We start from the raw sequence: 12,818 nt of genomic DNA, 5'->3' as shown, positions 1-12,818 counted from the left end.
TCAAAGATAATACTATTTGTGTTAATTTTTATACGGAAAATTATCTGCGATTTTCCTATCATTAGATAATCGAGGAAGCTTATTCTGTCCGCCCAATTTCCCAATAGATTTCATATAGTCTTGAAACCCGCCTTTTTTAACTTTAGTAATCTTTAATGGCTGTAAAACACTCCCTTGTATTAAATCAAAATAATAGCTGTTTTGTTTTTGAAGTGAAGCATCAATTTTTTTCGCTAAAGCGGAAAGGTTTTCTGGTTCGTTTTCAAATTCAACAAACCATTCATGATAAGGCAAACCATTTTTAGGGTTAATTTGAGGGGCCACCGTAAACTCTGAAACACTAATATTCGAATTTAAAATAGCTTCTTGCATAGCCTGCTCTACTTCTTTACCAATTACATGCTCGCCAAATGCTGAAATAAAATGCTTTATTCTACCTGATACAATAACACGATATGGTTTAATTGATGTAAACTCTACAGTATCTCCAATATTATAAGCCCAAAGCCCTGCATTTGTTGATATTATCATGACATAGTTTACACCTACCTCAACATCTGCAATAGTAATTCTTTTAGGGTTGTCTTCAAAAAATTCATCTGCTTTAATAAATTCGTAAAAAATACCTGAATTAAGCTGCAGTAACATCCCTTTTTCATCTTGCTTATCTTGAAAAGCAAAAAAGCCTTCGCTAGCGGGATACAACTCTATACTATCTACTTTTCGTCCTATAAGATTTTCGAATTTTGCTCTGTAAGGCTCATAATTAACACCTCCAAAAATAAATAAATTGAAATTTTTAAAAATATCGCCTACTTTTTTTCCTGTTTTATCTTGAAGCTTTTCAAAATACATTTGTACCCAAGATGGAATTCCAGAAATAATAGTCATGTTTTCTGGCAACGTTTCTTCAACTATAGCATCTACTTTTGTTTCCCAATCTTCAATACAATTGGTTTCCCAAGAAGGTAATCTGTTTTTTTGTAAATATTTAGGCACGTAATGCGCTACAATACCAGAAAGTCTTCCTAATTGCACCCCGTTTTGCTCATTTAAAATTGGACTTCCTTGTAAAAAAATCATTTTACCATCTACAAATTTAGCATTGCCGGTTTCATGAATATAAAGTAGGATAGCATTTCTGGCTGCCTCCACATGACTAGGCATACTTTCTTTAGTAATTGGAATATATTTAGAACCCGAAGTGGTTCCAGAAGTTTTTGCAAAATAAAGTGGTTTCCCTTTCCAAAGAATATTTTCTTCACCAGCAACCACCTTCTCAACATAAGGTTTTAATGCTTCATAATCTCTTATTGGAACTCGTTGTACAAAATCATTGTGATTATTTATACTTATAAAATCATGATCTTTCCCAAAGGCTGTACTAGCGGCTTCAGAAATTAATTCTTGAAAGACTTTTTCCTGAGTGGCTATAGGGTTATTTGCCCATTTCTGAACTTTTTTATAAACTCGTTTTGCAAATGGTTTTGCTAAAGCAGATTTTAATGATAACATTTATTTAGAATGTAATTTAAACCAATTAATAATTAAACTATCCCTTTTTGAGACATTTGATAAGATATGATTTCCGCCATCAAATATCTTAAACTTAAAGTCTTTTTTGTTTGATAATTTTAATGAATCGATAAGCTGTTGGGCTTCTTCCATTGCTACTCTATTATCATCTGATCCATGAAGAATCAGTAGTGGTTCGTTTATTTTTTCATGCCAAAATATTGGAGATCGTTTTATATATTCTTCTCTATTATTAATAGTATCTCCAAACAAAGGCTTGTAAACATTATGATACATGTTTTCTCTAAATTTAATAGATTCAAATTTATTTGTAGGTGCACCTACAACCGCAACACTATTAATATTATCTGTTAATTTAGATACTTGATAGGCATTCATACCTCCTCGCGAATACCCCAAAATATTAATGTTTTTTTCATCAACAAAATCTAAATCTTTAGCAATATCAATAAGTTTTAATATATCATTTACATCTTCTCCGCCAAATTCATCAACACCTTCACTTGCTGTATTACCTCTTAATTGAGACGCCAAAACAACAAAGCCTTTTAAACTTAAATCATTAAGCATTTTAAGCTGAAACGCATCAAGCATCCCATAACTTTGATTACCTCCTCTGCAAAAAATTATTGTTGGTAGTTTAAACGGTTTTTTTTGAATGGGTTTTGCTATAAAACCTCCGATTTTTAAACCCTCGGATTTGTAAGTGATTTTAAAAAAATCAATACTTTCGCTATTAAATAATTCTGTTTTATTTAAAAGGGTTTGATAAATTATATCCTCATGAAACGTTTTTTGCTTTTGCTTTTCACAAGAAGAAAAACCAAAAATCATTATTAAAATAGTTATTAAAATGAATCCATTACCACAAGCTATTTTCATTTAAAATCTATAAAATTTGTTGGGTTAATGGGATAGCCATCGTTCCAAAGTTCGAAATGTAAATGAGGCCCTGTAGATAATTCTCCTGAATTTCCTGCTGTAGCAATAACTTCACCAGCCTTAACTAAATCGCCTTGTTCTTTTGTTAAAGAGGCGTTGTGTTTATAAATTGAAATTAAGCCGTAACTATGCTCCAGAATCATAACATAACCTGTACTAGATGTCCACTCTGCAAAAACTACAATACCATCGGCTACTGATTTAATAGGCGTGTCTTTTGCGACTACAATATCTACGGCATAGTGTTTTTCTTTTGCATTGTAATGTTCACTAATAGTGCCACTTACTGGAGGAAACAAAACGAAATTTGTAGCTGATGTTGCAGATTCAAAAAGATTATATTTATCCTCTTTATCAACTTTTTCTCGAAGTAAAGAGTCTTCTGCTATAGGGTTTAAATCGACCTCGCTAGCCTCCAGTTTTACGGCCTCAATAATTGAATCTTTATTAAAATCTACAGCATTTACCTCACCTGATAATACATTTTTTATTGATTCGTACAAACGGTCATTCATTTGAATAACTTGCTGTAAAGAATCTGTTTTATAGCTTAACTCGGTCGCTTTCTTTTTTAATGCAGTAGACGAATAACCAGGAATATATTCACGCAATGGTGTTAGCGCAATTAACAAGTAGGTTAATGTAATAAGCATTATAGCCAACAAAGACGTTAATACAAATACATTTAATCGTGTTAATTTAAATGATAAGCGCTCTTCAAAAGTATTTTCATTAAGTATCATTAACCGATACTTATCTAGCAGCTTACGCTTTATCTTTTTGGGTTTCTTTTTTTTATCCTCCATGCAAAACAAAAATAAATAAATTTATTACAAGTGTTGGGTCTACTTATGCTAAAGTTACGGGTAAAACGCTTTTATTAAACTTTAATTATTAACTTTGTACTTTAAAATCATTATTATGACGTTATACATGTTACCATTAGCAATTGGACCTTGGCAAATAGCATTAATTGTTTTGGCTGTTTTACTTTTATTTGGAGGTAAAAAAATACCAGAATTAATGCGTGGATTAGGTAGCGGAATTAAAGAATTTAAAGACGCTAGTAAAGAAGACGAAGATTCTACCGAAGATAAAAAAGGGTAAATTCTATATTTATTCAAACACAAAAAACCAGCTCATTGAGCTGGTTTTTTGTGTTAATATACCTTTTTGAGTTACTCTATTTTTAAAGATTTTATAACAGATTCTAGCTCTAACATATAATTTCGTTTTTCAACAGATGGTGCAAAAACAAAGCCTTCAATTCCTATCCACCTTTTATTAACTTTATCTTCAACCGTATAATTTATAAACGACCCTCCCATAAAGTCATTGGTTAATTCCCAAAGGCCTTTAGTTTCAAAAGCAGGTTTATTATCTAAAATTGTTTCGGCATGAAACGGTGTATATGCATCTTCAGTTATCATAAAAGAGCTTACTGTTTTTCCGTCTGCATTCACCGTTTCATCCAATCGGCCTTTAAAGTAAGATTTCCCTATAGAATCTCTAATTTTAATGATTTGATTTACAGTACTATCATTTCTTTTAATGGCATCAAAAGGCAATTCATAAATCATAATATGTGAGTGTCCTGTTGTAATATCTTTTCTAAACCAAAAGAAGTTATCAGTTTCTTTAGCAAGTTCATAAATTGATGCAAACTGAATAGTTAAACCTAATTTTTCTTTTATAGATGTAAAACTATGTGGCGATTTAGACATTTGACGTTGTCTCTCGGTTAACTCAGCATTTCTAAAAGTCTCAATAATTTTAGATTCATTTTCTTTAATAACATTTATAATAGCTTCTTTTGTTTTACCAGAAACTACTATTACTTTCTGTGGTCTTGCATAAACATCATCTGTAATTGTAAAACCTTCTTCTTTACCGGTTTCAATTTTTAATACCGTTCTATTTTTAGTAACAAAACCAGAGAAAACAGAAGTTGGAATTTGACTAATTGTAAACATAGGCTCATCTTGAGGCAATCCGTAAATTGGTTTTGCAAGTATGCTTCTAATAGCCTCTCCTATGCGACCTTCCCATAAATCATTTTCTGTAACAACAGATACATTATTCATAGCTCCAGATGCATCTGGAAGAAATTTTTGGTTTGGCTTCTTATCGCCGCAAGACATTAAAACTAATAACGCCAAAACTGAAAAAAATAGATTTCTCATAATATGTTTTTGTTTTTAAAATTTAACCCTTAGCTATTTTAAGTGTCATTCCGGGTTTTAATTTACTACCACTAATACCGTTCCAATCTTTAATATCTTGAATAGAAACTCCAGGAAATTTTTGAGAAATGCTCCACAACGAGTCTCCGTTTTTAACTATATAGTTAATTACTTCGCCAGAAATAGGTTTGGGTTTTATTTTCGCTTTCGCGGAAGACGTAGCGTTAATATTAGGCTTTCGAGGATAAATTGTTAAGCGTTGCCCTATTTTTAGATTATTACTTCTTAAACCATTCCATTTTTTTATATCACTAACCCTAACCCCATAAAGTCTTGAAATTTTACCTAAATAATCACCAGATTTTACACGGTATGTTGTTTTAGTATCAGCATTAGAAAATTGAGGCATTGGTTTTTCACGCTTATCAAATTCTGCTTTAGCAAACGCATAAATTCTATCTTCATTATTTACAAATGTACCCACAACATCTCGAGGTAAACGCAACACATAGTTTTCGCCTTTTATAAACGGAATAATATCTAACTTATATGAAGGGTTTAAAAACTGAAGCTCCTCAATAGGTGTTCCTGTGGCTTCAGATACTTGATCGAGCGTAATCATTTGTTTTACCCTTACGGTGTCGGTTTCAAAATATGCTAATTCTGGTTTATACTTTTTAAAACCATGTTCTTTAGCATATTCAAAAATATACATGTTAGCTAAAAACGCTGGTAAATAACCAGCGGTTTCTCGTGGTAAATTATGACGGATATTCCAGTAATTTCTATAACCACCAGAACGACGAATGGCTTTACCAACATTTCCTGGTCCAGAATTATAAGCCGCTAAAGCCAAATCCCAATCGCCAAAAATTTTATATAAACGTGCTAAATACTTTGCTGCTGCTTCGGTAGATTTTATAGGGTCGCTACGTTCATCGACATAACTGCTTACATCTAAGCCATATTCTTTTCCGGTACCAAACATAAATTGCCATAAACCTGTGGCGCCTACTCTAGATCTTGCTCTTGGTTTTAATGCCGATTCTACAATGGCTAAGTATTTTACTTCTAAAGGAATATCATATAAATCTAATTCACGCTCAAACATCGGGAAATAGAATTCACTTAATGTTAAAAGTTTTTGTATAGAGTTTCGTCTGTGTTTTAAATAAGATTTTATTACACTTTCTAACGATGGATTATATTCTACATTAAAAGGCGTTTTAGCATCTAGCTCTTTTAATCTTGCTTTAAGGGTATCTGTGTGTAATTCTGGGTAATCAACAGGCTTATAATCTAACTCAGTAACCGTTTTATATATCGTGTCGTATAACCTATTACTATACAGCTCTTCAAACCAAGCGTCGTCTAGCTTTAAAACAAATTCGTTGTCTTTTAAGTTTTTGATTGATGTGCTATCTATTTCCGCCTCAATAACTTTAACAACAAGGGTGTTATCTATTACAGATGAGTCTCTAACAACAGCGGTGTGCTTTACTTCAATAGTGTCTTTAATAACACTATTTTGAACAGGAACATTTTGAATTGAAATAGAGTCTTGCGTTTGTGCAAAACAAACACTAATATTTAGAAAACCTAATATTATAAAAAACCGAAAAGCCATAAAATCTATTCATTAATGAATGATGTTATGGCTAAAATCGTATTTATTTTACTAAGAACAAAATATATTAAGACCTCTCAGGTTTTAAAAACCTTTTTGGCTTCTTAATTTATTTTAAAATAGCAGCAATACCAGGAAGTGTTTTCCCTTCTAAGCTTTCAAGCATAGCGCCTCCACCAGTACTTACGTAGCTTACTTTATCTTCAAAACCAAATTGCTTTACAGCAGCAACAGAATCGCCTCCTCCAACAAGAGAAAAAGCACCATTTTTAGTTGATTCGGCAATTGAGTTTCCTAATTCTATAGTTCCGTTTGCAAAACTTTCCATTTCAAAAACACCTAATGGTCCGTTCCAAAGAATTGTTTTTGATTGCATTACTACATCATGAAATAGTTTGATAGATTTTGGTCCAGCATCAACACCTTCCCATCCATCAGGAATCGCATTAATATCTACCGTTTGTTTATTTGCATCGTTACTAAAATCATCGGCAGCAATAGTATCAACAGGAATATGAATTTGAACGTTTTTCTCTTTAGCTTGCTTTAAAATATCTAAGGCTAATGGCATTTTATCGTCTTCACATATAGAATTCCCAATTTTTCCGCCTTGCGCTTTCACAAACGTAAACGCCATACCACCACCAATAATTAGGTGATCTACTTTATCTAGAATGTTTTCAATAATAGTAATTTTTGAAGATACTTTTGCACCACCAAGAATAGCTAAAACAGGTTTTTCTCCTGTTTCCATAACTTTATTAATGCTTTCAATTTCTTGAGCTAATAAGCTACCAAAGCATTTTTTACCTTCAAAAAATTGAGCAACAATAGTTGTTGAAGCGTGTGCTCTGTGCGCAGTACCAAAGGCGTCATTTACATAAATGTCTCCTAATTTTGATAGTTTTTCTGCAAAGTCTACATCGCCTGCTGTTTCTTCTTTATAAAAACGTAAGTTTTCAAGTAATAGAATTTCACCTGGTTGTAAATTTGCTGCAGCAGCTTCAACATCTTCACCAATACAATCGGCAAGTATTTTTACTTCAACACCTAAAACATCTTCTACTTTACTTACTATATGTTTTAATGAAAATTCATCTTGAAATCCTTTTGGGCGCCCTAAATGCGACATTAAAATACAGCTTCCGCCATCTTCTAAAATTTTAATAATAGTTGGTTTTGCAGATACAATTCTTGTGGCATCTGTAACTTCAAAATTCTCATTTAAAGGCACATTAAAATCTACTCTTATTAAAGCTTTTTTATTTTCGAAATTAAAGTCGTTAAGCGTTTTCATGTATATATGTTTTTGTTTTTTAACTATTTGAAACACAAATGTAACTAATTATAAAGCGATAAAAAACGACTTTTTTCACGAAAACGATATAGCTTGAAATAAAAATTTAATTTTAGTGGTATCTCGCTTTTGTAGCTAAGTATTTAATGGATTAAAACAAATAAATAATTATGTTTTAACTACTTTTTTTGAAACAAAACCTAAAAGGGATATTGTTGCACAACTTGATTTTGCAAAAAAAATTCGGCTACCTTCGCTTAACTATCTATATAAAAGATTGTTAGATTAATTAACTTAGGTATTATTACTAAACATTAAACTAGACAACATGAAAACGACATTCTCTTTATTCGTTTTAATCTGTTCAATCACTCTAAATTGTTATGCGCAAAAAGACATAAAAGATAACAGCGTTAATTTTAATAGAAAAGGAACAGGTAGTCCTGTAGTGGTATTTGAATCTGGATTAGGAGAATCATTAAAGGGCTGGAGCCAAATACAAGACAGTATTTCTAAAATCGCTAGCACAGTAAGTTATGATAGACTTGGTTTAGGTGAATCTTCGCCAACTGAAAAACCTAGAAATATAGATAATCTTGCCTCTGAATTAAATGATTTTCTAGAAGATAATAAAATTGACGGCCCTTACGTTTTGGTTGGTCATTCGTTAGGGGGATTTATAATACGAAAATTTCAAGATTTATATCCTGAAAAAGTTCTTGGATTAGTATTCGTTGACCCATCTCACGAAAATCTAATGAAAAGAATATTGGCAACTAAAACAGAGGCAGAAGCAGATATGATTACAAAAGGAATGCAAGGGTTTTACGCCACTAAATCTATTGCTATTCAAAATGAATTTAAGGAAATTTCAAATATGGAAAAGGAAATGAAAACAATTGATTTTCCAATGGATATTCCAATTACACTAATAGCATCTTATCAAATTCCGCCACCACCTTTCAAACCTGAAGATATTAAGATTAAGAAAGTATTATTTAACAATTGGATTGACGATAAACCGAAAGCGAAACTGATAAGCACACTTAATAGCGGACATTACATACATTACTCTGAGCCAACAATTGTAATTAACGCGATAATTGAGATGATTGAAAATTTGAAATAAAACTATGGGTTACACCTTGTATAATTAATTGTTTTGGTTGTTCTTATTTGGAAAATTCCGCTGGAATTTTATATCTGTACTTGGTTTGATAAATTTAGTGCATAAACATGCAACGAAATCATATAACAAACAGTTAAACCAACCTACAGATTTTTTATTAATTCTTAGCAGCTAATACTACACTTGGCTTTGTCGAAAAAATCAATTAATTTCGTTTAACATACTCATTGGATAGAAATAACTTAAACCATTTTTTAAGTACAAAAGCAATTGTAGAGCATAATGATTTCTTTAAATAAAACTATAGCGTACACCAAAAATTGGAAACATACTTTTATTATTGCTTTAATATTGGGTGCATTAATACCGGTTTTGTTAATGACCTTGGAACCTTTTGATAATAGTAATAATTTCTCATACAAATACTTAATACTTTCGGGTTATGCTATTTGTATTATAATTCCTTTAGTAATTATTCACCCTATTGAAAATTACATTTACAAAATCCAAACAAACCGCTGGTTTATCCTTAACGAGTGTATTTACATTATTACAACACTTTTTTTAATATTTGTTTTTTCATTTTTTTATCACTTTTTTGTGATTAGTGGTTTACCATCGTTTACTAACGAATCAATAAAAGTTTTTATCATATCATTTGGGTTACCTTTTACACCTATTGTAGTTCCTTTATGGCTTTACTTACGTTCTAAATATGGTCAAATAGAAGTGCCTATGTATGATAAATCAACTACTAAAAAAATTAAAAGTGTTACTATTATTGGAAACAATAAATCAGAAAGTTTAACCATTTTTGAATCGGATTTTATTTTCGCGAAAGCACAACAAAATTATGTAGATGTTTTTTTTAATACAGAAAATGGTATGCAGCAAAAAACTTTCCGTAGCACACTATCCAATATTATGAAGCAATTACCTAAAGCGTGGCAAGTGCATCGATCTTACTTGGTAAATCTTGATTACCTTAAAACTGTAGAGGGAAATGCTAGAAAGCGTTTTATAAGAATCTCTGCAACCGAAGAGACTATCCCAATTTCTCAAGTTTACTATAAAGCCCTAAATAAAAGGCTTTCAAATTCGTCCCAGTAGCTTCAAAATTAGCCCAAGTCATTCAATTTTAACCCAAAAACTTCAGGTTAATCACACTCTTTTTTTTCTTTTGTTTTTATGTTTTCTCTTTGTTGAGAACTTAAAAAACAAACAAATGAAAACACGTATACTTTTTATCTTAGCCGTTTCAATACTATCTTTAACAAGTTGTTCTTCTGGTAAATATGTTAACTATTTAAAGGACCATACAGAAGTTATAAAAATGTCAGATTCACTTCAGTTTAATTCTCTTGACGACAGTTTTTATAATAATAATCTCTTTTTAGTTGGCGAAGTTCACGAGGTTAAAACATCGCCAAGAATTGATTTCGCACTATTTACTAAGCTTAACGAAACAATAAATATAAATACTTATTTGGCAGAGATGGATATTGCTCAGGGCTATTATATTCAAGAATATATAAAGGGTTCCGATGAGATTGAATTGAAAGAAATATTAAAAAAATGGCCCGTTTATATTGGCAGAATTTCAGAACAACATAGAAATAAATGGGCGAAAATGAGAGCATATTACTATCAACTTCCCGAAAACAAAAAGTTTAATCTTATTGGAATTGATAGAATTGCCGACTTTGATTTAATTAGAAAACTATTAAAAGATAAACTTCCAGAGACATACCATAAAGATATTAATAGTGAAAATGACTCTTTAATTTCATGGTCCAAAAATAAACTTAGTACTATTTTGAACCAAGAAAAATCACGATTAGACAATGCAACTCACAATTTATTAAAAAACATAGCTTTCAATCTATCAAATTACAAAAAGACAAGAAGCAGAGACGCCTTTATGTATGAAAATTTCAAAAGATTATATGCACAAAATCAATGGAAGGATAAAAACATTTATAGCGCATTAGGTTTTTCTCATACTTTACAAGCATATAACTATACTTTTGCCGGACGTATTAAAAAAGACAGCACATTGCCTTACACTAACAAAATAGTTAGTTTAAACACCTTATATGTAGATTCTAGATTAACGGTAGATAGCAGAGCGCTACCAAAGTTTATGCAAGATAAAGGAAAAGACTTTACCAGATTTAAGTACTCGCAAGATAATAGGTTATTTATGTACATAAAAGGTATTGCCGACTACAAAAAAGTAACAAAACCACATACAATTAGTTTACTTAAATTAGATGCTGATGGATCGCCTTATTTAAAATCGTCTAGAGGTACAAAAGTTAAAAAACTAATAACGATTTGGGATGCTTACGATATTTTAGAAGGTACAAACACAACTGATTATGCTCAATATATATTGTTTGCTAGAAATGCCGATTGGATAGAACCTGATACAAAATAACTAGGCCCAACACCCTATAAAATTAATTACAAACAAAAAGACCACCTAGGAAAGGCCTAGCGGTCTTTTTGTCTATTATATAATGTTAAATTAAATGCTAATAATTACCATTTAATGGTTTACAACTCCGATTATCGAAGCTATATAAAAACGAACAAATGTTTAATTTTAAACATGAAGTTAGCCAATTAACACGCGGTGACAGATTGCAATCGTATCGTTGTTCTACTTTTTTTATATAAAAGATATAGATAATAGCCCGACCGCCTGCCCTGAGCGCAGTCGAAGGGTGTGGTAACGCCCAATAAAAACCTTTGCACTTTACTCCTTTTTTGATATTTAACTTCTAATAAAATTTATGTAGGTTTGTTTTATGCTTTTTGAAGATATTTTAGGCCAGACTCATATTAAAAACCACCTCACACAAAGTGTTGATAATGGTAGAATACCACATGCTCAATTATTTGTTGGTAATGAGGGTTCTGGTGCTTTACCAATGGCTTTAGCCTATGCGCAATACATTTTATGCTCGAATTCTGGTGGTGAGAATATTACCGGAAACGAAGCTTGTAACCTAAAGTTTAAAAACTTTTCGCACCCAGATTTGCATTTTGCTTTTCCAGTAACTACAAGCGATAAGGTAAAAAGTAAACCTGTTTCTAGCTTTTATCTTGAAGAGTGGCGCCAGCTTTTAAAAGAACAGCCTTACGGCAACCTTTTTGATTGGTATAAGCTATTGGGTGTTGATAATAAGCAAGGGCAAATTGGTGTTGAAGAAGCGCATGAGATTGTAAAATCGCTTACGCTGAAATCTTACGAGGGCGGTCACAAAGTGATGCTAATTTGGATGGCTGAAAAAATGAACACACCTTGTGCCAACAAACTTTTAAAGCTAATAGAGGAGCCGCCAAACAAAACTATTTTCTTGTTAATTGCTGAAGATGAAGAGCAGATTATTAACACCATTAGGTCGCGTTGCCAAATATTACATTTTCCGCCATTGGCCGAAGAGGTTGTTAAAGATGCTTTAATTAAACAGTATAATATTGATGTTGGTGTAGCCACGAAAATTGCACACCAATCTAACGGAAACTATAATAAGGCTTGCGATTTAGTGTATCAAGATTCTGAAGATATTCAGTTTGAGACTTGGTTTGTTTTCTGGATTCGTAGTGCTTTTAAAGCCAAAGGAAATAAAGCGGCTATACACGATTTAATTTCTTGGAGCGAAGATATTGCTAAAACAGGTCGAGAAACCCAAAAGCAGTTTTTAAATTTTTGTTTAGACTTTTTTCGTCAGGCTTTATTACTGAATTATAACGCTACAGATTTGGTGTATTTAGAACCAAAAACCGAGAAATTTAAGCTTGAAAATTTTGCGCCTTTTGTGCATGGCAATAACATTATGGATATTAGTAACGAACTACAGGATGCTATTTACCATATTGAACGTAACGGAAATTCGAAAATTATTTTGACAGATTTATCCATAAAATTAACGCGATTACTTCATAAAAAGGCGGAGTAATAGATACCTTATCCAAAACTTGGTTTGTAATTATTAACCCAACTTCTGGCAATGGGTCTAGCAAGAAACATTCGCATAAAATTAAAGCCTTATTTTGAAGTTGATGATGAGTTAATTGATACTTATAATAATTAAA

At 31.6% G+C, this 12,818-nt stretch carries 11 protein-coding genes; 5 read left to right on the top strand and 6 right to left on the bottom strand.

What is annotated here, in order from left to right; genetic code table 11:
- Nucleotides 1-21 precede the first annotated feature (21 nt).
- The 3 genes from SJY43_RS04315 to SJY43_RS04305 are packed head-to-tail and all read right to left on the bottom strand — an operon-like array spanning nt 22 to nt 3,284.
- Nucleotides 22-1,515, bottom strand: coding sequence for a GH3 auxin-responsive promoter family protein (locus tag SJY43_RS04315; RefSeq protein WP_396602614.1), 1,494 nt, complete (start codon nt 1,513-1,515; stop codon nt 22-24).
- Nucleotides 1,516-2,418: an alpha/beta hydrolase family protein gene (locus SJY43_RS04310; protein ID WP_396602613.1), complete on the bottom strand. Its 903-nt coding sequence runs from the start codon at nt 2,416-2,418 to the stop codon at nt 1,516-1,518.
- Nucleotides 2,415-3,284: a M23 family metallopeptidase gene (locus SJY43_RS04305; RefSeq protein ID WP_396602612.1), complete on the bottom strand. Its 870-nt coding sequence runs from the start codon at nt 3,282-3,284 to the stop codon at nt 2,415-2,417. The genes SJY43_RS04310 and SJY43_RS04305 overlap by 4 nt, the downstream gene beginning before the upstream one ends.
- A 115-nt stretch (nt 3,285-3,399) precedes the next feature.
- Between SJY43_RS04305 and tatA the strand changes: the two genes are divergently transcribed.
- Nucleotides 3,400-3,585 (top strand): twin-arginine translocase TatA/TatE family subunit, encoded by a 186-nt coding sequence (gene tatA / locus SJY43_RS04300; RefSeq protein WP_396602611.1) that lies wholly within the window; start codon nt 3,400-3,402, stop codon nt 3,583-3,585.
- A gap of 71 nt (nt 3,586-3,656) precedes the next feature.
- Here the strand turns inward: tatA and SJY43_RS04295 are convergent, their stop codons facing one another.
- The 3 genes from SJY43_RS04295 to SJY43_RS04285 form a co-directional block, all read right to left on the bottom strand.
- Nucleotides 3,657-4,661: a DUF4837 family protein gene (locus tag SJY43_RS04295; protein ID WP_396602610.1), complete on the bottom strand. Its 1,005-nt coding sequence runs from the start codon at nt 4,659-4,661 to the stop codon at nt 3,657-3,659.
- A gap of 22 nt (nt 4,662-4,683) precedes the next feature.
- Nucleotides 4,684-6,288: a LysM peptidoglycan-binding domain-containing protein gene (locus SJY43_RS04290; protein ID WP_396602609.1), complete on the bottom strand. Its 1,605-nt coding sequence runs from the start codon at nt 6,286-6,288 to the stop codon at nt 4,684-4,686.
- A gap of 109 nt (nt 6,289-6,397) precedes the next feature.
- Nucleotides 6,398-7,585 carry a phosphoglycerate kinase gene (locus SJY43_RS04285; protein ID WP_396602608.1) on the bottom strand — a complete coding sequence of 396 codons (1,188 nt, stop codon included), beginning with the start codon at nt 7,583-7,585 and terminating at the stop codon, nt 6,398-6,400.
- Nucleotides 7,586-7,913: 328 nt separating this feature from the next.
- Between SJY43_RS04285 and SJY43_RS04280 the strand changes: the two genes are divergently transcribed.
- The 4 genes from SJY43_RS04280 (at nt 7,914) to SJY43_RS04265 (ending at nt 12,682) form a co-directional block, all read left to right on the top strand.
- Nucleotides 7,914-8,714 carry an alpha/beta fold hydrolase gene (locus SJY43_RS04280; protein WP_396602607.1) on the top strand — a complete coding sequence of 267 codons (801 nt, stop codon included), beginning with the start codon at nt 7,914-7,916 and terminating at the stop codon, nt 8,712-8,714.
- Nucleotides 8,715-8,996: 282 nt separating this feature from the next.
- Nucleotides 8,997-9,824, top strand: coding sequence for a LytTR family DNA-binding domain-containing protein (locus tag SJY43_RS04275; protein ID WP_396602606.1), 828 nt, complete (start codon nt 8,997-8,999; stop codon nt 9,822-9,824).
- Nucleotides 9,825-9,939: 115 nt separating this feature from the next.
- Nucleotides 9,940-11,154, top strand: coding sequence for a hypothetical protein (locus SJY43_RS04270; protein ID WP_396602605.1), 1,215 nt, complete (start codon nt 9,940-9,942; stop codon nt 11,152-11,154).
- Nucleotides 11,155-11,527: 373 nt separating this feature from the next.
- The gene (locus SJY43_RS04265; protein WP_396602604.1) at nt 11,528-12,682 is read left to right on the top strand and encodes an ATP-binding protein; all 1,155 of its coding nucleotides are present in this window, start codon (nt 11,528-11,530) and stop codon (nt 12,680-12,682) included.
- Nucleotides 12,683-12,818 lie beyond the last annotated feature (136 nt).

Origin of the sequence: Algibacter sp. R77976, from assembly GCF_044594645.1 — a bacterium.
Taxonomy (GTDB): domain Bacteria; phylum Bacteroidota; class Bacteroidia; order Flavobacteriales; family Flavobacteriaceae; genus Algibacter_B.
This window is presented reverse-complemented; position numbering and strand designations above follow the sequence as displayed.